Genomic DNA, 24387 nt, shown 5'->3' with positions numbered 1-24387 from the left:
GGTGCATCCTTTAAGGGGGCATCGGGACATTCCGTGGTTTAGAAAAGGGGATCGGTCGAATCAGGCCGGTCCCTTTTTTTATGTGGCCGGTTCACTGGCCGGATAGCCCTGGTCCCCGCTTTTTAACGCGACACAATCTCCACCCGTTTTTGGGGGGGGCTGGCATTTTTGACTGTTTCTCCTGAACAAAACAAGAAATAAGGCGAATGTCTTCTCGTCCAGATGGTTAAAAATACAGTAAAAATCGAATCCGGTATTTCGGAATAAAAAAAAGTGAAACAGACGGGATAAATTTTCTTGACACGCCTTTTTTGCTCTGCCATAAAGCGCCACACGTTGTGTGGGTGCCGTGGTCCATATCCCTTTGGATTACGGTGTTTTCCTTGATATCCTTTTGCCCGTACGGAGCGCCTATTCCGTGCATGTTATGCCGTTATCCGACAGGGTGGGTCCCACAGCTCGAACCGCCCGATTATCCATTTGATAAGTTGATCTGATTTTTGAAAATTGACTCACCATTTTTAGGGATCCGGCAGCGTTGACGCGATATGTTTCGCGCCTTCCGTTGCATGGCCTGCAGGATCCGGTGCGTCTGGAGGTTCAGCCATGCTCAAGAAAGATTTCACCTACTCCGTTTTCTGGAACTGTTTTCTCATTGTTTTCGGAACCCTGATCTACGTGATCGGGCTCAAAGGCATCGCCGACCCCCACAGCTTCGTGCCCGGCGGCCTTTTTGGCCTCGCCTTCTATCTTTACTACCTGTCCGACTGGATGAACCCGGGGATCATCTTCGCCCTGTTGAACATCCCCATGTTCATTGTGGGCAGGATGTGCATCAGCGGGCGGTTTCTGGCCTACAGCTTTCTGGCCATGGTGGTCTCCTCGGTCACCTACAACTTCATCCAGGTGGACCTGGGCATCGTGAACCAGCTTTATGCGGCGGTGACCTGCGGGGTGTTTGTGGGGATCGGGTCCGGCATCGTGCTGCGGTCCCTGGGGTCCAACGGCGGCCTGGATATCATCGCGGTGACCCTCTATCAGAAGTTCAACGTGGGCCTCGGCAAGTTTTACATTATCTTCAACGTGGTGCTCTACAGCTTCAGCTTTGCCACCATGAACACCGACCTGGTCATCGCCTCCATCATTTCGGTGTTCGTCACCTCCGTGAGCATGGACTATGCCCTGTCCATGTTCAACCAGAGGAAGATGGTCCTGGTGGTCACGGAGAAGCCTGAGTGCATCTCAAAGGAGATCATCGACAAACTCAAGATCAGCACCACCTTTTTAAACGGCCAGGGCGCCTACACCGGTCGCGACAAGAAGATCCTCATGACCGTGATCAACAATATCCAGCTCAAGCGCCTGGAGGAGATCGTTTTCACCAAGGACGAGGAGGCTCTCTTTATCGTGGAGAACACCTTCAGCGTCATCGGTGCCAATTTTTCCAAACGGAAGGTCTACTAAAGGCAGGGTGAGGCACAAGCAGGGATACCTGAAAAGGCCACCGCCCGGTAAACGGCGACGGCCCTTGAAGGTTTTGTATATGGGCGGCGGGCCCTTGGCCCGCCGCCCTTTTTGGTTTGTTACACTGTAACTATTCAGTTGTCTCCGGCGGGTCATTTTTTTTGAAAAAAAGCTCCGCAAAAAACGAAGCACGGGTGCGAAAATGTCGGAATTATTTCGGCGGAGCCTATAAATGATTACTTGAGACCTGTTTATCAAACTTTTTAAAAGTTTGGCCCCCGGCAGGGCCGCCGGAGGCTTTTTTGATCTGAATAGTTACGTCACACTTTGAATTTTCCCACCAGGGATTTCAGCTCCTCGGCGGATCGGGCCTGGTCGGCGGTGCCGGTGTTGACGCGGGCGCTGCGGGTGGCCACATCGCCGATGAGCTGGTTGACCTCGGAAATGTCCGTGGCTATTTCCCCGGCCACGGTGGCGTTCTGGGCGATGTTGGAGTTGACGTCGTCAACCCCCTGGGCCGCCTGGTTGACGTTTTCGGCGATCTCCCGGGTGGTGGCGGACTGCTCTTCCACGGCCGCAGCAATGGCCCCCACCATTTCGTTGACGTTGTGGATGGACTTGTTGATTTCGTTGATGTCCCGCACCGTGCCTGCCGCCGACCGCTGGTTGGTTTCGATCTTTTCCCGGATCTCCTGGGTGGCCCGTGCCGTGAGCTCGGCAAGCTCCTTGATCTCCGAGGCCACCACGGCAAACCCCTTGCCCGCGTCCCCGGCCCGGGCCGCCTCGATGGTGGCGTTGAGGGCCAGGAGCTTGGTCTGCTCGGAGATGTCTGTGATGGTTTCCACCACCTTGCCGATCTCCTGGGCGGAGGTGCCCAGTTCTTCCACCTGGGTGGAGGCGCTGTTGGCCTGGCCCACGGCCAGGCCGGTGGCCTGACTGGCCTCTTCGGAGTTGCGGGCGATCTCTCCCAGGGAGCCTGTCATCTCTTCGGTGGCTGCGGCGATCATGGCGATGTTGGCCGCGGTCTGCTCCATGGTGGCGGCGATGGCGGTGAAGTGGCTGCTCATCTCGTCGGCGGCGCCGGCAACGGTGGTGGATTTGCCGGACATGGCCTCGGTGTCCGTGGACATGTCATGGGACAGGTCGGAGAGCCCGCTGGAGGCGGACAACAACGAACCTGCGTTTTCGTTGATCTGGCAGATCATCTCCTGGAGCTGGCCGATGAAGGTGTTGAACCACCGGGAGAGTTCCCCCACCTCGTCGCGGCTGGTGACCTCAAGGCGGGTGGTCAGGTCCCCGTCCCCTTCGGCGATGTCTCTGAGGCCGTCCACCACTCGGTTTACAGGGCGGGTGATGAGGCGGGCCACATACCAGGCAACGGCCAGGGCCACGGCCGCGGAGAGCAGGCCGATGGCGAAAAAGAGGCGGGTCATGCGGGAGGCGTTTTTCCGGGTGGCAGCCCCGGCGGCAAACACCTGGCGCCGGTTGTTCCTCGGTGCGGTGCCTGTGGTGGTGGATGAGTTCCGTGGATGCGGCGATGGCCTGCTGGATCCGGCTCTCCTGGATGGCCTGGAGTTCGGCGATGATGCCCCGGACCTCGGTGAAGGCCTTGAAGGCGGAGCCGGTGTCGCTGGCTTTTCTTGCGAAACGGAGTTTCCCCGGGGTGTTGGCCAGGACGAATACCCGCTGGCTTTTTTTCTGCCAGTGCTCAAAGCGCTCCGTAAACCGGGAGTAAAGGGCCTGGGTCTCTTCGGTGTCGAATTTGGCCGAGGCCTTCTGCATGCTCGCTTCGGTCTCTTCCATGCTGAGACGGCTGGCCTCCTCGGCCGCCTTGATTTCCGACGGTTCGCTGGCCACCAGGGACATCTTTTCCGCGATGGCGGCCTGGGTGATGTCCCGGTCCGCTTTCATCATGGCCTTGATGCTTGCCTGGAGTTCCTGGAGTTGCGGGATGTCCCTGTTGATAAGGGGCAGCATGTCGTCGGTGATCAAGGGCAGGATCTGCTGCTCGATGAGCCCTGAAAACTGGTTGGTTACGATGTCGTTGAGGTCATCCGACAAGATCCCTAGGGCCCATCTGCCGAGGCCGATCAGCAGAAACAGGGAAAACACGGGGACGCCGATGATGAGGATGCACTTTCGATTTAAGCTCACGTTATTTTTCTCCTGGAAAATCTCCCGGTGCAATCGGTTGCGGGCCGCCCGGTGCTGTGAAGCAACCCGGGCGGCCCTTGGGCATTAAAGTTTGTCGAGAAATACACCCACGAGGACCCCGCCCACCACGGTGCCGTCTTCGTCGATGAGGGGAAGAGCCACGTGCTGGAGCTGCGTGTTCTCGGCCTTGTCGAATTTCACGGGGCCGACCTCGATGCTCTGTTCCTTGACGGTGCGCTTGTACTTGCCTTCATCCCCCTGCCAGTAGTCGTTGGGGGTTCTGTGGGAACCCACGGTGGCCCCCTGGTTGTCGAAGGCAAACCCCTTGGCCATGGCCGGGGTCCGGTTGGCCAGGGCCTGGAGCGCCTTGCCGCAGTCGTTTGACAGAAGCTCTTCCATGATGGGGAGCTCCTCTTCGGCTTCCTGCCACTCTTCGTCGATCTTCTGGATTTCGGCAAGGGTGGCGCCCTTGGCGTTGCTTGCCTTGGCCGCATCCACGAGCTCTTTGGTGACGCACAAGGGGATCAGGGTGGTTTTGGTAAAGGCTTTCAAGGCATCCGAGCCTTTGGGGGCGGCGTCGATGTCCTTGGCGACTTTGGCCAGCAGCGCTTCAACGGCGGGGTTGGCGGTGCAGAGGCCGGGAAGGCCCAGGAACAGGGCGATGACAAGGGTTGCAATGCATTTTTTCATGGGGGGTCCTTCTCCGTTAATCGGTTTTATTCCATTTTATCAATAGGTGATCACGCGGCCGGCGCCCAGGGGCTTGACCACGTTGTCTCCATAGACCTTGCGAAAATGGGCGATGGCGTTTTCTCCGGTGCAGTGACCTCCGTAAAAAGTAAACCCTTTGGCTTTTACGGCGTCGGTGTATGCCACGGCTTTTTCCAGCACGTCAGGGGATGCCTTTTTCAGGTGGAGTCCCCCCACCACCGAGAGAATCTTCTCATTGGGGAATTTTTTCTTGATGGCCTTGAGGATGTTGATGTAGCCGGCATGGCCGCATCCGAAGACGGCAACGATGCCCTTGGGGGTCTTGATGGCCAGGGTGGCGTCGTCGATGATGGGGCAGGGGCCGGTGCCGTCTTCGTTGAAGAATTTACCCTGGATGGGCTGGTAGCTGCCCGCCTCCCTGGACGTCCGGCGGAAACAGGCCTCGTCCAGCTCGGTGACGTTGTTGACCGGCTTGAAGGTGGCCTGGGTGTATTTGCGTGCCAGGTAGGGCATCCCGCAGATGCGGACCGGTGCGCCTTTTTTGACCCCGTACTGCTTGTGCCAGATGTAGGGGTGTCCGTAGACCGGGTCTTTTTCCGAGTCGGGGGTAGAAGGTGAGGCCGCCGGTGTGGTCGTCGTGGCCGTGGCTGATGGCGATGCCCGAGAGGTCGTCCAGGCTGATGCCCATGCGCTCGGCGTTTTCAAGGTAGATGTTGGTGGTGCCGGTGTCCAGCAGCCAGTGGTGGCCGTTGGGCAGCTCAATGGAGATGGAGACGCCGTGTTCCGTGGCAAAGCCGTCGGCGGCCGCCTTGTCGTCGCAGAGGACGGAGAGCTTCAACGGCTGGGCGGCAAAGGTTCCGGTAACCGAGGTTAGCAGGAGGGTGAGTACTGTCAGGATAGAAACGATGATCGTGTTTCTGAGGTTATTCCGCATGTCTTTGCTCCTTGACTCTGTGTTGCACATGTTTACCGGGAAGGTCACTGGCTTCAGGGCTCTATGTGCTGTTGTTAGGGCCGGGTTCATGGTTGATTCTAAGTGTGAGTCGAATAGAAATTAGTTCGGATGAACCTAAAATTTCTTTAGAGGAAAATATGAGGTATTGATCCCTCATGGGGAAAACGTGCCTTTATGTAAATGGGGTGCTGGGAAGATATGGTGTTAACTTGAAAGGTTACCGGGGCGGTTTCGTGAGGGGGTGAAATCGTTTTTTTGAGTGGGGTGGTGTTGCCTGAAAGGGAGCACGATGAAAAGAGGAAATGGGTTTTGTGCCTTGTGGGGGAGCAATATTAGCCAAGGTCGCGGGTTGCATTTTCACAGGGCAGGGTTCCTCACGCGGGGTGGATTCCACAATGACATTTTTGGGTTTCCGTCGTACAATATGTGTGTCATCTCGCTGAATAAGGATACAAAACGGAGGTGAGCCATGGAACATGCGAGTTGGGAGAACGTGACCTATCATGCGATGGTCGTCTCCGAGGAGGAGGGGACCTTTGTACGACGCATCGAGACCCTGTCCGTTGGAGACCTGCCCCCCGGGGACGTGCTGATCCGGGTGGGTTTTTCGTCCCTCAACTGGAAGGATTGCCTGTCGGCCATGGGGATGGGGCTACCGTGTCATCCCCATACGCCGGGCATCGATGCCGCAGGGATTGTCGCCGAATGCACCACCGAGGGGTTCCACAAAGGGGACAAGGTGATCGTGACCGGGTACGACCTGGGCATGAACACTGCCGGAGGGTTTTCCGAATACATCCGCGTGCCTGAATCCTGGGTGGTGAAACTTCCTGCGGGGTTGACCCGAAAAGAGTCCATGATGCTGGGCACCGCCGGGTTTACAGCGGGGCTTTCCGTCAAGCGCCTCCTCGATCATGGGGTGACCCCTGAGATGGGCACGGTTCTCGTTACCGGGGCCTCCGGGGGCGTGGGGAGCCTGGCCGTGGGGATCCTCAAGAAACTCGGCTTTGTGGTGGCGGGCGTCAGCGGGAGGGAGGACAAAGGGGCCTATCTCTCCTCCATCGGCGTGGACCGGGTGCTCTCCCTTGCCGAGGCCGTGGACACCAGCGGCAAGGCCTTAGGAGGAAAACTCTGGGCCGGCGTGGTGGACGCCGTGGGCGGGGATGTCCTTGCCACGGCCATCAAGAACACCATGCACCGGGGGGTGGTGACCTGCTGCGGGAACGTCCGTTCCGATGAACTCACATCTTCTATCTATCCCTTTATCCTGCGCGGGGTCTCTTTGTGCGGCATTGACTCGGCAACCTGCCCCATGGACGAGCGCCAGGCGGTCTGGGCCCAGCTGGCCGATGCCTGGAAGCCTGAAAACCTCGATGCCATGGTGGAGAGTTTCAACGGGTTGGAGGAACTCGATGACCAGATCGAGCGCATGCTCAGGGGTACTGCACCGGCGACACATCGTGCACATGCCCTGATGTGATTCTTTTCCCGGTGTAACCATTCAGATCAAAAAAGCCTCCGGCGGCCCTGCCGGGGGCCAAACGTTTAAAAAGTTTGATAAACAGGTCTCAAGTAATCATTCCGTACCAGTGTGCCTCCGGCGACCCTGCCGGAGGCATGTTGAACCGTTACATCGTCCCTTCATGTATCCCGTCATGTGCCGCTCCGTCCCGGTGACATCCTTTCCGGCACGCTGACGCATCTTATTGTCTTGTCATTGCCATCTCATTTAAGACCCATCAACCTAAGGAGGATCCAATGGAATCCATTGTGATGAGAGTTTTTCCAGGAGTGGCTGGCGTTTTACGGTTTTCGCAAAGTGGTGGCGGCCCTGGTGATTTCTTGTGCTGGGCGCATTGCCGCAGGCATTCTTCGACGCGTGCTTCGAAATATCATTGTCAAGGGGAAAGGCGGAAAGGACTGATCTCCTTTGTCTGCAGCGTGGTGTACGTGGGCCTCATGGCCTTTGTGATCATCGCGGCCCTGGGCAAGCTGGGGATGCAGACCACCTCGTTCATCGCGGTGCTCGGTGCTGCGGGTCTTGCCGTGGGCCTGGCCCTTCAGGGGTCTTTGGCCAACTTCGCCTCAGGCGTGCTTCTTGTGGTCTTTACCCCGTTTAAGGTGGGGCACTTTGTAGAGGCCGGAGGCACCCAGGGCACGGTGAAGGAGATCGGCATGTTCAGCACCGTCATCAAGAGCGTGGACAACAAGCGGATCATCATCCCCAACGCCCAGGTGACCGGCGGCATCATCGTGAACCACACGGCCGAGGATATTCGCCGGGTGGACCTGGTGGCCGGTGTCGGGTACGGGGATAATCTGGATGAGGTGAGACAGACCCTGGAGGATATCTTGAAAAATGAGCCCATGGTCCTTGAAAGCCCCGCCCCCACCATCGCGGTGAGTGAGCTGGGGGAGAGCAGTGTCAACTTTGTGGTGCGTCCCTGGGTGAAGACCGCCGACTACTGGAGCACCTGGTTTTCCCTTCAGGAGGCCATCAAGAAGAGCTTTGACGCCAAGGGCATCTCCATTCCCTTTCCCCAGCGCGATCTTCACCTGAATCTTCCCGAAAACGGGCTCAACAGCCTGACCCAGGGCAGCGCCGGAAGCTGAGAATCCGGATCAGGCCAGGCAGGTGCAGAGGTCTTTAAAAAGGGTTTTATCAAAGGCTCCTTTGGTGACCACCTCGTGTTTGATGAGGTTCAGGGTATCAAAGGGGCTTTTGATTTTGCGGTAGGTTTTTTCCCGGTGGGTGAGGTTCTCGTAGCTGTCGATGAGCCCGATGAGCTGGGCTTCGAAGCCGATGTGGGCGATGCCCCTGGGGTACCCGCTGCCGTCCAGGCGCTCGTGGTGCTCCAGGATGGCCCGCGAGATGGAGAAATCAAAGGAGCCTGTCTCCTTGATGATGTCGTGGCCGATGGCGGCGTGGGTCTTGTACTCATCAAACTCTTTGGTTGTGAGCTTGCGGTTGGTGATGACGATGTTGGGGTCCAGGCGGGTTTTTCCGATGTCGTGGAGAAGGGCGGCCAGGGCCAGCTGCCGTGCCTCGTCCGGGGAGAGCTTGCAGTGGGTGCAGTAGAGCATGGTGATGGCCATGGTGTTGATGGAGTGGTCCATGATGGACCGATCCACGGTGGAGCTTTCGGCCAGCTGTTTTAAGATCAGGGAGTTGTTTCCGTAGCCGTCAAAGACAATGTCGATGGTTTCGGGGAGCTGGGACAGGGAGCTCTCCGAGGGCTTGGCCATGGCCTCGGAGACAATGTCGCAGAGGATGGTCTTGACCTTGGTGAGCCCGCCGGGGGTCAGGCTCTGCCGCAGGTGGGTGTTGAAGCTTGTCTGCAGCTCGTCCACGGCAGCCTGACTGTCACGTTTGTGGATATAGATCCGGGGAGGGCGGGTCCGGGCGTCTTCGGTGAAGTTGATGCGTTTGCCCTTGGGCTTGTACAACACGAAGTCGCCGCTGTCCGCCTTGCAATAGAGAGGAACCGAACGGTAATAATGAACCTGGCTCTCCTTGACTTGAATGAAGTCCCCCATACCCCCACACATCACACTCTGGAAAAATGACATCAAAACAACGTCATGCGGCCTCCCCCAATGGGCCGCACGATTTCTGATTGTTGATATCGGCTGCATGTGGAGGAATCTTTACGGTTCCCGCCTAAAAAAATCAGGGTCCGGGGCCTTTTTTCAAGGGATCACAAGATCAAGACCGATGGGACAGTGGTCCGAGCCGAAGATATCGTTGTCGATCCAGGCGTCTTTGATCCAGCCGTTCTCTGCGATGTCCCGGCTGACGTAAAAGTAGTCGATGCGCCACCCCGCGTTGTTCTGGCGTTGAAGCGATAGGACCACCAGGAGTACTTCTCCTCCTCCGGGTAGAGGTGGCGGAAGGTGTCCACGTAGCCCATGGACAGGATACGGTCCAGCCACTCCCGCTCAACGGGAAGGAAACCCGAGCGCTTGGAGTTGGCCTTGGGGTGCCGCAAGTCGATTTCGTTGTGGGCGGTGTTGACGTCCCCGCAGATGATGACGGGGCGCCCTTTGTCCCTGAGGGCGTTGGTGTAGGCAAAGAACGCATCGTAGAACCGGAGCTTGTAGTCCAGCCGTTCATCGCTCTGCTGGCCGTTGGGAAAATAGACGTTGAAAAGGGTGAACTTCTCGTACTCAAGCTCCAGGATTCGCCCTTCATCGTCAAACTCCGGGGTCCCGATGCCGTGTCGCACGGCCACGGGGGCGGTTTTTGTCCAGGCCCCGACCCCGCTGTACCTCTTTTTTGACCGTGGAAAACGACCAGTGAGCCTTGGACCCGTTGAGGGCCGTCATTTCCGGGGTGAGCTGGGGCTCCTGGAGCTTGGTCTCCTGGACCATGAGCACATCGGCCCCAAGCCGCTCTGCTGCCCCTTCAAAATCTTTCTTCCAGACGGCCCGGAGGCCGTTGACATTCCATGATACCAATCGCACGTTGTCCGATTTCATCGTTGTCCTTTCTCTGCGCAATCATCGGTTAACGGTGGCCCCCTTATAAGGGGGCGCGTCGCATCAGGCCAGGGTGGCCAGGATCTCTTCGTAGGGGGGCTCTTCCTTCAGGTCTTTTGAAAAGGATGAATAGATGACCGTCCCCTCTTCGTCAAGGACCACAACGGCCCGGGCCAGGAGCCCCTGCAGGGGGCCTTCGGCAATGCGGATGCCGTAGGCATCCCCGAACCCTCGGGTGCGGAGCTCGGACACCGGGATGACCCCGTCGATGCCCTCGGTTTCGCAGAACCGCTTGTGGGCAAAGGGCAGGTCGGCGGAGACGCTCAGGACCTGGGTGTTGGCAAGGGAGGCGGCCTCCTGGTTGAACCGGCGCACCGACGCCGAGCAGACCGGCGTGTCGATACTGGGGAAGATATTCAAGACGATGCGTTTGCCCGCCAGGTCAGGAAGGCTCACATCCGTCAGGTCGGTCTTGGTCAGGGTGAACCCCGGGGCTTTGGAGCCGACATCGGGAAGGTTGCCTGTGGTGTTGGCGGGTGTGCCGCCGATCATGATCACTGCCATGTGTTCTCTCCTTGAGGGTTAAGGCGTTGTGGTGCCGCCATGCATTGATGAACAGCGTCGATGAAGATGGGTATTCAAGATGTGTGCCGGGGCGGAAGGGCCCACGCATGAAGATGTAAAAAAGAAGGTATTTTGACGGTTTGTGGGATTATACCAGCTCTTCGGCGGGCAGGGCAAGGGGGGATGGGCCGCGGCCGTGAGACGAAAGTGCATCGGGTGTCTCCCCTTGCACGTCAGTCGGTGATGCGGGGGTGACACAGGGTTAACGCATTTAGATTTTTGCCTCCGGCGGCCCTGCCGGGGGCCAAACTTTTGAAAAGTTTGACAAACAGGTTTTGTTTTTTGAGGATGCGTCCCTACAAGGCATAGCCCCTCTTCTTTTTTCAAAAAGCGACCCGCCGGAGGCAACTGAATGTTTAAATGCGTTGACCCTGGGGGGTGAATCCCAATGGTTCCTTTTGAAGGGTCCTGGTGTTACAATGGCCCATCCGCACCGGATGTACCCATCTGAAAATTCCCGGGTAATGACACAGGCCAGAGGAGGAGACGACCATGACGGAACTTCACCGCACGCCGTTTTTCACCTGCCACCTTCGGGCCGGAGCCCGACTCGTTCCCTTCGGGGGATGGGAGATGCCCCTGGAGTACCCATCGGGCATCGTGGCCGAGCACCTCACAACCCGAAAAAAGGCCGGGCTCTTTGACGTCTCCCACATGGGGCGTTTTGTCGTCTCCGGAGACGATGCCCTCGGCTTTCTTCAGCATGTTCTCACCAACAACGCCGCCGCCCTCGCCGTGGGGGAGGCCCAGTACACAATGATCCCCACCGAAGGGGGCGGGGCCGTGGACGATGCCTACCTCTATCGGTTTCAACAGGAGGGCTTTCTCCTGGTGGTCAACGCCGCCAACCGGACCAGGGACTGGCACCATTTTCAGGCTCACCTGGAGGCGTTCCAGGATGTCTCCCTGCATGATGCCACCTTTGACCAGGCCATGCTGAGTCTCCAGGGCCCCGCCTCCAAAACCCTCCTTGGCGGCTTGCTGGAGGAGGGGGCCCTGCCCGAGCCCAGGCGCAATGCCCTCTCCGAGGTGAAACTTAAAGGCGTGCCCGTGCGACTGGCCCGCACCGGGTACACAGGCGAACCCCTGTGCTTCGAGCTCTTCTGCGACACGGCCCATGCCGAGGCGCTCTGGGAGATGCTCGTGGCAGAAGGCGCCGAACCCATCGGCCTGGGGGCACGGGATACCCTGCGCCTGGAAGCGGGCCTGCCCCTGTACGGCCACGAGCTGGGGCAGGACCCCGACGGGGGAGAGATCCCCGTGTTTGCATGCCCCCTTGCGCGGTTTGCCGTGAGCTTGAGCCCCCTGAAAGGCGATTTTGTGGGGCGGGAGGCCCTGACGCGGCAACACAGGGCGTTTTCCCGCCTTGTGGCCGGTGATGACTCCCTCAAAGGGGATCTGCCCCGCATGGCACAGCCCGTGGCCCTTACGGGAAAAGGCATCGCCCGGCAGGGATGCCGTGTCTTCAGGCGCGGTGCCCCGGTGGGCTATGTGAGCAGCGGGACCATGGTTCCCTACTGGGTGATGGACGGGGAGGGCATCCGCACGCATCTGACCGGGGAGAAGGGGCGGCGGGCCATCTGCATCGCCATGGTGGACAGCGATTTAAGGGAAGGGCAGGCCCTGGAGGTGGAGATCCGGGGAAAAATGAGCGAGGCTGTCATCGTGCCCTGCCACATGCGGAGCGATGCCCCGCCGTACGCCCGGCCGGTGCTGGCGGACACAGCCCCGCACCAGGACGATGAGGACGCCGTGGGCGAGGTGATGCCCAAGGTTCGGGCCTTGATAAAAGAGGCCGCAGACAACACGGCCTGGCGCCAGGGTGCCTGCATCAACCTGATCCCCTCCGAGCAGTCGGTCTCCCCGGTGGTCAAGCTCCTCTCCGTCATGGACCCGGCCGGGCGCTATGCCGAGCACAAAAAGGTGGCGGCCTTAAAAGATGCCGAGGTCTTTTATTATCAGGGCACCGACTTCATCGCCCGGGCAGAGGCGCAGCTTGAAGTGGAGATGCGGACCTTCCTGGGATGCGCCCAGGCCGAAACTCGTGTGATCTCCGGTCAGATGGCCAACACCGCGGTTTTCAGTGCCATGGTGGATTACCTCAACCGGGCCGACCGCAAAACCGAGCAGCGCCGCATGCGCCGAGTCATGAACCACCACATCATGAAGGGAGGACACCTGAGCGCTCAGCCCATGGGCGCCTTAAGGGACTTCATCGCCCGGGACCCGCGCACCGAAAAACCCGCGGTGGTGAACTTTCCCGTCCTTGGTCATAACCCGTTCAAGGTGGACGTGGATGCCTGCAGGTGGCTTCTGGAGGCCGAAAAGCCCGAGTTGATCATCTTCGGCAAGAGCATGGTCCTGCACAAAGAGCCAGTGAGGGAGATCCGCGCCATGGTGGACGAGCTGGGCCTTGATGCCGTCCTTATGTACGACATGGCCCACGTCCTGGGCCTTGCCGGGCCCTGGTTCCAGGAGCCCTTTGCCGAAGGGGCCGACCTTGTCACCGGCTCCACCCACAAAACCTTTTTCGGCCCCCAGCGGGGCGTGATCACCGCCGACATGGCCGACGACGACCCCCGCCTTCCCCTGTGGGACGCCATCACCCGGCGCACTTTTCCCGGCAGCGTGAGCAACCATCACTTAGGGACCCTTTTGGGGCTCTGTGCCGCGGCCATGGAGATGAACGCCTTTAAACAGACCTACCAGAAGAAGGTGCTGGAAAACGCCCGCTACTTTGCCCAGGCCCTTGCCGACTGCGGCCTGGAGGTGGCCGGTGACCCGGCCGAGGGCTACACCGAGACCCACCAGGTGATCATCAAGGTGGGCTACGCCAAAGGCCCGGAAGCCGCGCGGCACCTGGAAGAGAACAACATCCTGGTGAACTACCAGGCCATCCCCGAAGAGGAGGGTTTTACCGCCTCCGGCGCCCTGCGTACCGGCGTTCAGGAGATGACCCGCTTCGGCATGGAAAAAGAGGACTTCGGCGCCCTGGCCGAACTCATGGCAGATGTCCTCATCAACGGCAAATCCGTTCGGGACGAGGTGGCGGCCTTCAGGGGCCGCTTCACCCAGATGCGCTACTGCTTCAGGAACGAAGAACTCGACGGCCTGTTGGAACAGCTGCATCAGTGGATATGAGGGAGTTGTACCTGCCTTCTATGGTTAAAGTGGGCTCAAAAAGCGTGCCTCCGGCGGCCAGGGGATTTTTGGCCTAAGTGGCTTCGCCACCCCTGGACCCCAGGTTGCGAAAGCCCTCCCCCTTCGTTCCTCAGGTGAAGAGCTTCCGCGAAGATTTTCGTGAATACTGAGCAAAACCTGTTTGTCAAACTTTTCAAAAGTTTGGCCCCCGGCAGGGCCGCCGGAGGCATCTTTAACTTGGCTTCCTCCGGCGGCGAGGTGGAGCCACCTCGAAAGCTGATTGCGCGTGCACATTTTCCTTCGTTCCTCAGAAAAATGCGCACGCGCCTTCGGCTCGGGCTTCGCCCGACATAAACGCCCATGGTTTATGCGGGCTGGTTCACAAGCTTCGACGGAACAGGATACGTTGTTGCTACTTGTCCATTGTGGATCTAACCGCACTGCCGGCGCTCCTGCTGGATGCGCTTTTTTTCTATGTTGCGCATAAGAAGGCAATCGAAACGTTCAGCTCACCGCTCCTCAGGTGCTTGCTCGTGTATAAAGAACTTTTTCAGAATGTTGTCTCCCTTGACAAAGGCTGGGTGTGTAAAGTATCTAATGGTTAAACCATTTGATCTTTGCGCCTGTTTTCTTCCCTTTTGAGGGCTGGCATCGCCCTGGAAAGGGCCAGAATTCGGGCGTTGTTCCGTTGAACCGTGCACCATTACCGGCCAGGGAGCCGTGAAAAACATATGTTTGAGAAAGCAAAACAGAGTCGCATTTTCCAAGACGTGGTGGACCAGATCCAGGAAGCCATCCTGGACGGGCGCATCAAGCCCGGCGAGAAGCTGCCCTCCGAGCGGGAGCTCAAAGAGACCTTCAACATCAGCCGGGGCACCCTAAGAGAAGCCCTTCGGGTCCTGGAGCAAAAAGGGCTTATTGAGATTCGCCTGGGCGTCCATGGCGGGGCCATCGTCAAGCAGGCCTCCACCGAGCCCATGCTGGAGAGCCTCTCCCTTATGGTGCGGCGAAAAGAGATCCCCTTTGAAAACCTGCAGGAGTTTCGAAGCTCCGTGGAGGCGGACATCGCCTCTTTGGCCGCCCAGCGCCGCACCGACGAGGACATGGTCTCCCTTGCCGGGATCCTGGAAGAGACCCGGGTTCACCTGGAAGACCACTACGACTGGGACGCCTTCATCGCCGCCGACGGCAGGTTCCACCAGGAGCTGGCCCGCATCGCCCGAAACCGGCTCTTCTCCCTGGTCCAGAAGGCCGTCCACGAAAACATTCACGAGTACTACGAGGCCTACCTGGCAAGGAAAAAAGAGATCCTGGTCGAAAACCACCAGGACCTCATCGATCTCTTTCACGCAGTTAAAGACGGCAACGGCGTCCGCGCCGCTGCCCTCATGGGCAGCCACGTGGTTAAATTCGACCGCCATATGACAAAGCTCGCGAATACTCCCACCTCGCCTGTCGCGCCGTAGCCCGCGACGGCGAGGGTGGCGAAGCCACGGTAGCGAAAACACCTCGAAAGCTGATTGCCCTTGCACTCGGAACTCACCACGGGCGAAGCCCGTCAGGGAATGTGATGCGCCTGAGGAACGAAGGCGAAAGAGCATTTCCGAACCTGGGGTCCAGGGGATTTATCCCCTGGTTTTTATGCACGTTAACCAGAAAAGATAGATTGTGACTTATATGACATAGGAAGGAAGGATCATGGAAAAGCAGACAGAAGCGAGACTGGTTCAGGAGGCGGTGGCTCTGGCCGAGCAGTGGCAGACCCGCGCCAACGAGTTGTTGACCCCGGATGAGAAGAAGATTCAGAAGATGATGAGTCGGCTTCTTACCCACCCCATGGACAAGGTGATCCTCACGCGGATGATCGACGAGAGTTTTCGGTCGAGCCTCACTCCCAAGGTGGCGGATCGGGTCTACACCCTCCTGAAGGAGAAGGGGATTCCCAAGTTCATGGGGCCCCTGGAAAAATCGCTGATGATGCTTTTCATGGGGGTGGGGCGCCATATCCCCTGGGTCTCCGTGCCCCAGATGGTGGAGCAGATCCGAAAGCAGAGCAGCCGGGCCGTTGTCCCCGGCGAGGAGGGCCCCTTCAAGGCCCACCTTGCCAAGCGCAAAGAAGAAGGGGTCCGCATGAACATTAACCACATCGGCGAGGCCGTGCTGGGGGAAGAGGAGGCGGAGCACCGTCTTGAAGCCTATGTGCGGGACCTCTCCAGCCCGGACATCGAGTACATCTCCGTCAAGATCTCCACCATCTATTCCCAGATCTCCTCCCTGGCCATGGACGACACCGTGGCCGAGTTGAAAAAACGCCTCACCGTGCTTTTTACCACGGCCGAGAACCACACCTACACCCGCAAAGACGGCACCACGGTGAAAAAGTTCGTGAATCTGGACATGGAGGAGTACAGGGACCTGGAGCTTACGGCCCGGGCCTTCATGGAGACCCTGGAGCAGAAGGAGCTGAAAAGCCACGCCGCGGGCATCGTGCTTCAGGCCTATCTCCCGGACTCCTGGGCCATGCAGCGCAGGCTCACCGAGTGGGCCAAAGAGCGCGTGGCAGACGGCGGGGCACCCATCAAGCTGCGCATCGTCAAGGGCGCCAACATGGAGATGGAGCAGGTGGAGTCGGCCCTGCACAACTGGCCCCTGGCACCCTTCGACAACAAGCCCTTTGTGGACGCCAACTACAAGCGTATGGCCGAATACGCCATGGAGCCCGAGAACATCCAGGCCGTGCGCCTGGGCATCGCCTCCCACAACCTCTTTGAGCTGGCCTTTGCCTATGCCATGGCCAAAGAGAACAAGGTCACCGAGTACTTCGGCTTTGAGATGCTCGAAGGCATGGCCGACCATGTGCGCCGGGCCATTCTGGAGACCACCGGGGAGGTGCTCCTCTACGCGCCGGTGGCCGGAAAAGAGCAGTTCATCAACGCCATCGCTTACCTGATTCGCCGCCTGGACGAGAACACGGCCCCGGAGAACTTTCTGCGGTACGCCAACGACCTGAAACCGGGGTCCAAAGAGTGGATCTTTCTTGAAAAGGGGTTCAGGGCTTCCCTTGAATTGCGGGAAAAAGCGCCCAAAACCTCCAATCGCGTCCAGGATCGCCAGATAGAAACCTGGGACGATTTTGAGGGCGGCAGCCATCACACCGGGCGCTTTATCAACGAGGCCGACACCGACTGGGCCCTCTCCGGAAACCGGGCCTGGGCCGAAGGGATCCGGGATGCCTGGATGCCCGCAGCGGACAAAGCCCCCCACGAAATTCCCGTGGTGGTGGCAGGCGACGAGCGCTTTGAGGGCAAAAAGATCCGCGAAGGCATGGACCCCTGCCAGTTCAGCGAAAAGAAAAAGGAGAACATCGTCAGCGCCCGCTACGCCATGGCAGACGACGCCGACGCTGAAGAGGCCCTGGAAACAGCCCTGGCAGACCCCGACGGATGGCGGGCCCTTGGCTGGGAAGGCCGCCACGAGGTCCTCTCACGGGTGGCCGTGGAGATCCGCAAGGCCAGGGCAGACCTCATGGGCGCGGCTGCCGCGTCCACGGGCAAGCTCCTCACCGAGGCGGACGTGGAGGTCTCCGAGGCCATCGATTTTGTGGAATTCTACCCCTTGAGTGCCCGCAAGCTCGCCGGCCTTAACGGCGTCACCGCAACGGGCAAGGGCGTGGGCCTTGTGATCTCTCCCTGGAATTTTCCCATCGCCATTCCCTGCGGCGGCATCTCCGCCTCCCTTGCCGCGGGCAACACCGTGATCTTCAAGCCCGCGTCAGACGCGGTGCTGCCTGCCTGGATCCTCTGCAACTGCTTCTGGCGCGCCGGGGTTTCCAAAAAGGTTCTCCAGTTCATGCCCTGCTCCGGGGCCACCACCGGCCAGAAACTGGCCACCGACGATCGGGTTGATTACGTAATCCTCACCGGCGGCACCGACACCGGCCTGGCCCTTTTAAAGGCAAAACCCACCCTGGCCCTCTCCGCCGAGACCGGGGGGAAGAACGCCACCATCGTCACCTCCATGTCCGACCGGGACCAGGCCATCAAGAACATCATCCACTCGGCCTTCGGAAACACCGGCCAGAAGTGCTCGGCCACCTCCCTGCTGATCCTGGAAAAGGATGTCTACGAAGATGCCCAGTTCCGTCAGCAGCTGGTGGACGCGGCCAAGAGCTGGTACGTGGGCTCTGCCTGGGAGTACAAAAACAGCATGGGAACCCTGGTGAACCCGCCCTCAGGGGACCTGAAACGAGGCCTCACCGAGCTGGAGTCCGGGGAGGAGTGGGCCCTGAAACCCGCCCAGATAGGAGACAACCCCTACCTCTGGAGCCCGGGCATCAAGTACAACGTCAAGCCCGGCAGCTACACCCACATGACCGAGTTCTTCGGCCCCGTGCTGGGGGTGATGAAAGCAGATAACCTGGAGCACGCCATCAGCCTGGTGAACCAGACCGGCTACGGCCTCACCTCGGGCATCGAGAGCCTGGACGACCGGGAACAGGCCCTCTGGAAGAACAGCATCAAAGCCGGAAACCTCTACATCAACCGAGGCACCACCGGGGCCATAGTCCTGCGCCAGCCCTTCGGCGGCATGGGCAAGTCTGCCATCGGATCCGGTATCAAGGCGGGCAGCCCCAACTACGTCAGCCAGTTCATGGCCGTGGAAGAGACCCCGACCCCGGTCTTTCCCCCGGTGCAGAAGGAGACAGCCCTCTACCGCTGCTGCCAGGACCTGGAGTCCAAGGCTGCCTGGGGAGGCTTCGGCGCCATGGGCACGGAGATCACCCGGTTCGTCCGCTCGGCCTTCAGCTACATGGGATGGTACGAGACCGAGTTTGAAAAAGAGACCGACCACTTCCGCCTGAGGGGCCAGGACAACATCGTGCGCTACCTGCCCGTGGGCCACGTGGTGGTGCGCGCCACAAAGGACGACACGCTCGCAGACATCCTTGCCATGTGCACGGCAGCTCTTGTCACCCGGAATAAGGTAACCCTGAGCCTGTCGCCCGAAGTCCCCGAAGAGGTGTTTGCCTTTGTGGAGAGCGCAGACGGAGAGCGACTCCTTGCCGGGGTCACCGTGGCCAAAGAGGGGGAAACCTCCCTGGCCGCTTACCTCAAAACCGCAGACCGCATGCGCTTTGCCGCCCCGGACCGCGTGCCCGACGCCCTCCTGGCCAAAGCCGCCGAGACCGGCTTCTACATCGCAAGGACCAAGGTCCTGGCCGAAGGCCGCCTCGAACTGCTCCAGTACGTCCGGGAACAGAGCATCTGCGACAACTACCACCGCTACGGCAACCTCGGAGAGCGGGGGCTGTTGTAACGGTGAAAAAAAACGTGCCTCCGGCGGCAAGGGGCTAAAGCCCCTTGACCCCAGGTTCGGGAATGTTCTTTCGCCTTCGTTCCTCAGGCTCATCACATTCCCTGACGGGCTACGCCCGTGATGAACGGTTCTATACAAAAGCCCCGCCTGCATGCAGGTGGGGCTTTTGTGTTGTGTGTATGGGCTCGTTCCCAGGCTCTGCCTGGGAATGCTCTTCGGAGGCTCTGCCTCCATATTTGATGTCGAGAAAGCCTGCGCCAAGCGCCAGTCATCGAATTTTATATACCGGCAAGGCAGAGCCTTGCTTTAAACACCCCCAGGCAGAGCCTGGGAGCGAAAGATACCCAGGTGCGATGTATTGCCCCTTGACTATGAACTCAGCACGGGCGGAGCCCGTCAGCAAATGTGAAGGGGCGAAGCCCCGGAGCATTTGCGAACCTGGGGTCCAGGGGATTTATCCCCTGGCTGCCGGAGGCTATTCCATGGTGATGGTCTGTCCCCGTTTGGGCACAAAGGCGTTGAGGCCTTTTTCTTTGAGGAAGGCGGCAAAGGCTTTGGATTGCTCTTCTTCCCCGTGGACCACGGCGATGTTTTTCACCTGGAGGTTCGATTTTTTGAGGAAGGTGTGCATCTCTTCGCGGTCGGCGTGGGCGGAGAATCCGCCGATTTTCACCACGTCGGCTTTGAGGGGGTACTCCTTGCCCAGGATTTTGACCATGGGGGGCTTTCCTTTTCGGCCGTTTTGCTTGTAGTCCCAGCCCAGTTCCATGATGCGGCGTCCCAGGGTGTGCTGGGCCATGTACCCCACGATGACGATGGTGTTGTTGGGGTTGTGGACCCGGTAACGCAGGTGGTGGAGGATGCGGCCTGCTTCGCACATGCCCGAGGAGGAGATGATGATGTGGGGGGTGATGGACGATGACGATGGTTGATCCGGCCACGGTGCTGATGTAGGAGAGCCCATTGAACTCGAAGGGGTTCATCCCTTTTTCCAGGAAAGTGCGGTGGGCCTCCTTGTCGTAGACCTCCGGGTGTTCGGCAAAGACCCGGGTGAGGTTACCGGCCAGGGGGGAGTCCACGAACACGGGGAACTTGGGGATGCGTCCTTCGTTTCTCAGCTCGTGGATGATGTAGACCACGTCCTGGGTTCTTCCGAAGGCAAAGGCGGGGATCACCACCACGCCTTTTCTGTCGAAGGTGTCGTTGATCACCTCGGCCAGCCTGTCCTTGAGTTCTTCGGCGGGCTCGTGGTGGCGGGCGCCATAGGTGCTCTCCATGATCATAAGGTCGATGGGGCCGATGTCGTCCGGGAAGTTGAGGGTGGGGTTTTTCAGGATGGGCCGTCCGAAGCGCCCGATGTCCCCGGTGTAGATAACGTTGAAGCGCCGTCCGTTATCGCGGAAAGAGAGGAGGCACAGGGCAGAGCCCAGGATGTGGCCTGCCTCGTAAAAGGTCACGGTCATGCCCTTGCCCACGGTGATGGGCGTGTTGTAGGGGTAGCCGTCAAAGGCGGAGAGGGCTGCCTCGGCGTCGGCCATGGTGTAGAGGGGCTCCACGCTGTTGAGGTTGTGCTTGGTCAGGAGCTCTGCGATGGCTCCCTTGTTGAGGCGCAGGCCGTTGTGCTTGAGGAGCTTGGTGATCTCCGAGCGCTCCCGGTTGGTGAGCTTGTTCTTCCCGTTGGCCAGGTTGTAGAGGTGGCCGCGGACGGTTTTGTAGTTGAGGTAAAGGGCATCGGACTCCTGGATGTGGGCGGAGTCCCGCAGCAGGAAGGAGCAGGCGTCGGCCGTGGTTCGGGTGGTGATGACGCGGCCGTTGAAGCCTCCTTTGACCAGCAGGGGGATACGCCCGGAGTGGTCGATGTGGGCGTGGGAGAGGATCATGTTGGTGATGAACTCGGGGTCCACGGGGAAGACGCGGTTTTTGGCTTCGGTCTCTTTGCGTCGGCCCTGAAAGAGCCCGCAGTCCAGCAGGATGCGATCTTTGCCTGCCTCAAGCAGGTGCATGGACCCGGTGACTTCGCGAATGGCACCGTAGAACGTGACATGCATGGAAGACTCCTTTCACCCCGGCCAGTCGCCGGAGCGGCATGGGATATGGCGGCAAGGTAAGCCACCAAAAAAAACGGGTTGGGGAAGATAGTTAACCCTTGTTCGTCGAGCTGGCTGCTGTTGTGCCCGGTAATCCGGGTTTTGGATGTTTTTTTAACATATGGCAGGGGATGCTGGGTGTCAACGAAGCCTGTTGATGCAAGTAAAAAAAGGTATCTATTCAGCTCCTAAAAAGCCTTCGGAGGACCTGCCGTGGGGCAAACTTTTGAAACATTTGACAAACAGGGCAGGTCGGTATATCGACAAGGGCGAATCGGGCCGCACGTGGCCCGATCCAAATCTCAAGACCCCAGACAAGGGACCTTCCGATCATGAGCATCGCCACCTTTTTTGAACGCATCCCCGCCGCCCACCTGCGGCATGGCTTGAAAACCGGCCTGGCCTCCCTCATCTCCTATGAGGCGAGTCGTGCCATGGGCCTTCCCTACGGTTACTGGGCGGTTATCTCCACGGTCATTGTCATGCAGGTCTACGTGGCTGACTCCGTAAGGATGTGCCTCTACCGCTTTTTCGGCACGGCCATGGGCGCGGCCATCGGTATTTTCTCCATCTGGGCCTTTCCTCCGGGGGACCTCTGGAACGACGCGGCCATTGCCCTGACCCTGGGCTTCTGCGGGTTCATGACCCGGTACAGCCCCCGGTTTCGCATGGCGGCCATCACCGTCTCCGTGGTTTTTGTGGGCAGCTTCGGCTCCCCCATGGACGAGCGGATCGTCTATGCCCTCTGGCGGGTCCTGGAGATCACCCTGGGCGTGGGCACCGCCTTTCTCGTGTCGGTCCTTATTTTTCCCGAGCGCCTGGAAAAGCACCTGAGCGAGCGCTTGAACAGCCAGAAAGGCCAGGCCGCAGATCTTTGCCGACAGCTCACCGCCGCTTTTGTCCACGGGGAGGTCTCCCCGCCGTTTGACGGGATGCAGGCCCTCTCGGCGGAGATCAGGAAAAACCGGGAGACCCTTTCGGGCATCACCCACCATGAGTTTCTTTTCGTTCGCAGAAAAAGGGGGGACACCCTGGAATCGGTCATCAACGGCCTGGAGCGCACCGCAGAGCACCTTGCCGTCATGGCCCACGCCCTGGAAAAAGAGGCCCTGCTCAAAGAGCGGTTCCACATGGAAAAAGAGATCCTGGATCTTGCCGATGCCTGCGCCGTGACCCTCACCCGCATGCGGGACACGGACGAGCCCGTGGACTGCCGGGACCTTCGGCTGGCCCTCTCCGCCTGCGATGCCCGCCTCCTTGCCTTGCGAAAACAAGGGGCCACCTTTCGTTTCGACCTGGACATCCTGGCCGGGTTCTACGAATTCTACAGCGCCCTGAAAGCCCTGGCCCAGGATTTGATCCGGGGGCCATACATGAACAGATAGGTCACTATTCAGTTCAAAAAAGACAGCCTCCGGCGGCAAGGTGTGCCACCTTGAAAGCAGGTAGCGGATGCGTTTTGCCCCTCGTTCCTCGGGTCAAATCACATCCGCCTTTGAAGCGACACCCGTAAAAATGTTTTTTATGACCTGTTTGTTAAACTTTTTAAAAGTTTAGCCCCCGGCAGGGCCGCCGGAGGCATAAGCGGAATAGTTTTAAGATTAAGGAAGTTGCACATGCAGATTTCAACCATTGCCGTCATCATGGCCATGGCCGAAGAGGCCGAGCCGTTTATTCGAGAGATGGGCCTTGTGCCTGTGGAGGCCGCCATTGACGGCCCGTTGCCTTTGGACGTTTACGCCGGAAAGGCGGGGACTGCGGACCTGGTTCTCATTGTGGGCGGAAAGGACCCGCGCCACGGTGTGGATTGCGTGGCCACCCAGCCTGCGACTCTTGCCGCGTACCTGGCCATCGAGCGGTTCAAGCCGGACCTTCTTATCAACGCGGGCACGGCAGGGGGCTTTCGCGGCCGGGGGGCCCACATAGGGGATGTTTACCTGGGGAGCGGGTGCATCCGGTTCCACGATCGTCGCATTCCCATCCCCGGCATGGACGCTTACGGCGTGGGGTCTTATCCGGTTCCCGAGTTCAAGGGGCTGGCGCGGGCCCTTGGCCTGAAGCGGGGGATCATCTCAACGGGCAACTCTCTGGACATGGTCCCCGAGGACCTGGAGCGGCTCCGGGCCAACGGGGCCGACGTCAAGGAGATGGAGGCCGCGGCCATTGCCTGGGTGGCGGACCTCTATCATGTGCCGCTCCTTGCCCTGAAGTCCGTCACAGATCTGGTGGATACCGAGACCCCCACCCAGGATGAGTTTCTGGCCAATCTTTCCCTGGCCTCCGAGGCCCTTCGGGAGAAGCTCACGGCGGCCATTGCCTACTGCACCGCCTGATCCGTGGCTTCCGGCCCGCTTCCGTTTCCCGGCCATCCGCGAGGCCCTGGGGGCGGGCCTTGCGTGGGGCTGTAAAATTTTCTGACACCCTGAAAACCCTGGGTTTTCCCTGACGTCCCGCAGGCCATTTCCTACAGGGCTTTCCCGTTCCATTTTCTTCCTTTCTTGCCCCTTCTGATCCAACCCTTGCGAAACCGCGAATTACCCCGCCCTTCGTGCCCATTCCCCATAATCCGTACTTGTCTGAGGATCCTTTGTGAAAATTGATAGCTTAAGTATGGCATTGTTTTTGCTCGTTTGCATTGTAATGCATCGCTTCCATGTGTCAGCGATGCGATCCGGGGCCGATGGTTTGGCCCGAATGCCGGAGGCTGGTTGGTTCCGGTGACGTCCATTTCGGGTGAGCCGGAGCAAAGCCGACCGGTTTTCACCCCGACAACACAGCGAGGAAAAAAGATGGCGGCTTTTTACGAGGAGTTGTTCAAGCAGAATGCCACCCTGTGGAACAGCATGTCTGAGTCCATGGGATCCCTTGGAAAAGACGGAATGACAGGGCTTACCTCCTTTTGGCGTGAGTCCGGTGGAAAAGCCATGGAGCGGTTTCTGACAGGCGGGTTTCCCGGTCGCATCGGGCCGGCGTGTTTTCATCAGGAGAAGGTGGACGGGGCCGTGAAGCACCTGGGGGCCCTGAACGCGGCGATCCTGGAGTTCACCGCCTACATGATGCTGCCCGTGGAGGCCGCTTTCAAACATGCCGTCAAGGAGATGGGCAGCGCGAACACTCCCGAGGACTGGAAAGCGTTTGGCGAGCACATGATGCGTCACATGGAGGAGGGGTACCAGGGGCTGTTTACGAGTAAGGGGTATCTGGATGCCCTGGACATGCTCATGGTGACGGCCGGAGAGGCCCGGCACCGGATGATGGGGGTGGGAGAGGACCTCCTCCAGGCCTCGGGGGTGCCGTCCCTGCGGGAGATGGATGCCCTGTCCAGGGATGTGTACCAGCTGAAAAAACGGGTGGGAGATTTGGAAAAAGGGGACGGAGTGTCCCAGAAGTCCGCGTGATCGACCCTTCAGTTGGTGTGAACCCGGTCGCGGCGTTGTTGCGGTGCGGCCCCAGTCA

19 protein-coding genes and 1 pseudogene are annotated in these 24387 nt (G+C 59.4%); 10 read left to right on the top strand and 10 right to left on the bottom strand.

Annotated features, from left to right (window positions below; all coding sequences use genetic code 11):
- Positions 1-606: 606 nt before the first annotated feature.
- Positions 607-1464, top strand: a complete 858-nt coding sequence (locus ACOYW2_RS22415; RefSeq protein WP_482418161.1) for a YitT family protein — start codon at positions 607-609, stop codon at positions 1462-1464.
- Between the two features lie 320 nt (positions 1465-1784).
- Here ACOYW2_RS22415 and ACOYW2_RS22410 read toward each other — a convergent pair whose 3' ends face one another.
- The 4 genes from ACOYW2_RS22410 to ACOYW2_RS22395 all read right to left on the bottom strand — a co-directional run bounded on the left by ACOYW2_RS22410 (position 1785) and on the right by ACOYW2_RS22395 (position 5167).
- Positions 1785-2795: a methyl-accepting chemotaxis protein gene (locus tag ACOYW2_RS22410; protein WP_482771069.1), complete on the bottom strand. Its 1011-nt coding sequence runs from the start codon at positions 2793-2795 to the stop codon at positions 1785-1787.
- The gene (locus tag ACOYW2_RS22405; protein WP_482768048.1) at positions 2740-3618 is read right to left on the bottom strand and encodes an MCP four helix bundle domain-containing protein; all 879 of its coding nucleotides are present in this window, start codon (positions 3616-3618) and stop codon (positions 2740-2742) included. The genes ACOYW2_RS22410 and ACOYW2_RS22405 overlap by 56 nt, the downstream gene beginning before the upstream one ends.
- An 84-nt stretch (positions 3619-3702) precedes the next feature.
- The gene (locus ACOYW2_RS22400) at positions 3703-4308 is read right to left on the bottom strand and encodes a hypothetical protein (protein ID WP_482420093.1); all 606 of its coding nucleotides are present in this window, start codon (positions 4306-4308) and stop codon (positions 3703-3705) included.
- A gap of 406 nt (positions 4309-4714) precedes the next feature.
- The gene (locus ACOYW2_RS22395; RefSeq protein ID WP_482771068.1) at positions 4715-5167 is read right to left on the bottom strand and encodes an MBL fold metallo-hydrolase; all 453 of its coding nucleotides are present in this window, start codon (positions 5165-5167) and stop codon (positions 4715-4717) included.
- On the opposite strand from ACOYW2_RS22395, the gene ACOYW2_RS22390 reads away from it, so the two are divergent.
- From ACOYW2_RS22390 to ACOYW2_RS22380, 3 genes are all read left to right on the top strand, one after another.
- Complete coding sequence (locus ACOYW2_RS22390) at positions 5091-5387, top strand: hypothetical protein (RefSeq protein WP_482423883.1); 297 nt, start codon at positions 5091-5093, stop codon at positions 5385-5387. The two genes, ACOYW2_RS22395 and ACOYW2_RS22390, sit on opposite strands and share 77 nt — an antisense overlap.
- A 366-nt stretch (positions 5388-5753) precedes the next feature.
- Positions 5754-6764: a YhdH/YhfP family quinone oxidoreductase gene (locus ACOYW2_RS22385; protein ID WP_482768047.1), complete on the top strand. Its 1011-nt coding sequence runs from the start codon at positions 5754-5756 to the stop codon at positions 6762-6764.
- 479 nt (positions 6765-7243) lie between these two features.
- The gene (locus ACOYW2_RS22380) at positions 7244-7897 is read left to right on the top strand and encodes a mechanosensitive ion channel family protein (RefSeq protein ID WP_482768046.1); all 654 of its coding nucleotides are present in this window, start codon (positions 7244-7246) and stop codon (positions 7895-7897) included.
- Positions 7898-7906: 9 nt separating this feature from the next.
- Here the strand turns inward: ACOYW2_RS22380 and ACOYW2_RS22375 are convergent, their stop codons facing one another.
- The 4 genes from ACOYW2_RS22375 to tpx all read right to left on the bottom strand — a co-directional run bounded on the left by ACOYW2_RS22375 (position 7907) and on the right by tpx (position 10327).
- On the bottom strand, positions 7907-8821 hold the full coding sequence (locus ACOYW2_RS22375) for an HD-GYP domain-containing protein (RefSeq protein WP_482768045.1): 915 nt from the start codon (positions 8819-8821) through the stop codon (positions 7907-7909).
- A 161-nt stretch (positions 8822-8982) separates the two neighbouring features.
- Entirely contained in the window at positions 8983-9516 is a 534-nt protein-coding gene (locus tag ACOYW2_RS22370) for an exodeoxyribonuclease III (protein ID WP_482768044.1), read from the bottom strand.
- On the bottom strand, positions 9479-9763 hold the full coding sequence (locus tag ACOYW2_RS22365) for a hypothetical protein (RefSeq protein ID WP_482768043.1): 285 nt from the start codon (positions 9761-9763) through the stop codon (positions 9479-9481). Before ACOYW2_RS22365 ends, ACOYW2_RS22370 begins: the two co-directional genes overlap by 38 nt.
- A gap of 63 nt (positions 9764-9826) precedes the next feature.
- On the bottom strand, positions 9827-10327 hold the full coding sequence (gene tpx, locus ACOYW2_RS22360; protein WP_482768042.1) for a thiol peroxidase: 501 nt from the start codon (positions 10325-10327) through the stop codon (positions 9827-9829).
- 552 nt (positions 10328-10879) lie between these two features.
- Here tpx and gcvT point away from each other — a divergent pair.
- The 3 genes from gcvT to ACOYW2_RS22345 all read left to right on the top strand — a co-directional run bounded on the left by gcvT (position 10880) and on the right by ACOYW2_RS22345 (position 18844).
- Positions 10880-13528, top strand: a complete 2649-nt coding sequence (gene gcvT, locus ACOYW2_RS22355; protein ID WP_482768041.1) for a glycine cleavage system aminomethyltransferase GcvT — start codon at positions 10880-10882, stop codon at positions 13526-13528.
- A 731-nt stretch (positions 13529-14259) separates the two neighbouring features.
- Complete coding sequence (locus ACOYW2_RS22350) at positions 14260-14994, top strand: FadR/GntR family transcriptional regulator (RefSeq protein ID WP_482768040.1); 735 nt, start codon at positions 14260-14262, stop codon at positions 14992-14994.
- Positions 14995-15226: 232 nt separating this feature from the next.
- Positions 15227-18844: a bifunctional proline dehydrogenase/L-glutamate gamma-semialdehyde dehydrogenase gene (locus tag ACOYW2_RS22345; RefSeq protein ID WP_482768039.1), complete on the top strand. Its 3618-nt coding sequence runs from the start codon at positions 15227-15229 to the stop codon at positions 18842-18844.
- Positions 18845-19319: 475 nt separating this feature from the next.
- Here ACOYW2_RS22345 and ACOYW2_RS22340 read toward each other — a convergent pair whose 3' ends face one another.
- Entirely contained in the window at positions 19320-19724 is a 405-nt protein-coding gene (locus ACOYW2_RS22340) for an MBL fold metallo-hydrolase RNA specificity domain-containing protein (RefSeq protein ID WP_482423810.1), read from the bottom strand.
- Between the two features lie 109 nt (positions 19725-19833).
- Positions 19834-20847: pseudogene (locus tag ACOYW2_RS22335) on the bottom strand (MBL fold metallo-hydrolase); the annotation flags it as partial.
- Between the two features lie 416 nt (positions 20848-21263).
- Here ACOYW2_RS22335 and ACOYW2_RS22330 point away from each other — a divergent pair.
- From ACOYW2_RS22330 to ACOYW2_RS22320, 3 genes are all read left to right on the top strand, one after another.
- Positions 21264-22316 (top strand): FUSC family protein, encoded by a 1053-nt coding sequence (locus tag ACOYW2_RS22330; RefSeq protein WP_482768038.1) that lies wholly within the window; start codon positions 21264-21266, stop codon positions 22314-22316.
- Positions 22317-22547: 231 nt separating this feature from the next.
- Positions 22548-23264 (top strand): phosphorylase family protein, encoded by a 717-nt coding sequence (locus ACOYW2_RS22325; protein ID WP_482768037.1) that lies wholly within the window; start codon positions 22548-22550, stop codon positions 23262-23264.
- 456 nt (positions 23265-23720) lie between these two features.
- A complete protein-coding gene (locus ACOYW2_RS22320) occupies positions 23721-24329 on the top strand; it encodes a poly(R)-hydroxyalkanoic acid synthase subunit PhaE (protein ID WP_482768036.1) in 609 nt (202 codons plus the stop codon).
- Positions 24330-24387: the final 58 nt, after the last annotated feature.

The sequence above is a fragment of the Desulfoluna sp. CLI2B genome (genome assembly GCF_056847375.1).
The sequence above is the reverse complement of the archived record's forward strand: the minus strand, read 5'-3'. Positions and strand labels throughout refer to the sequence as shown.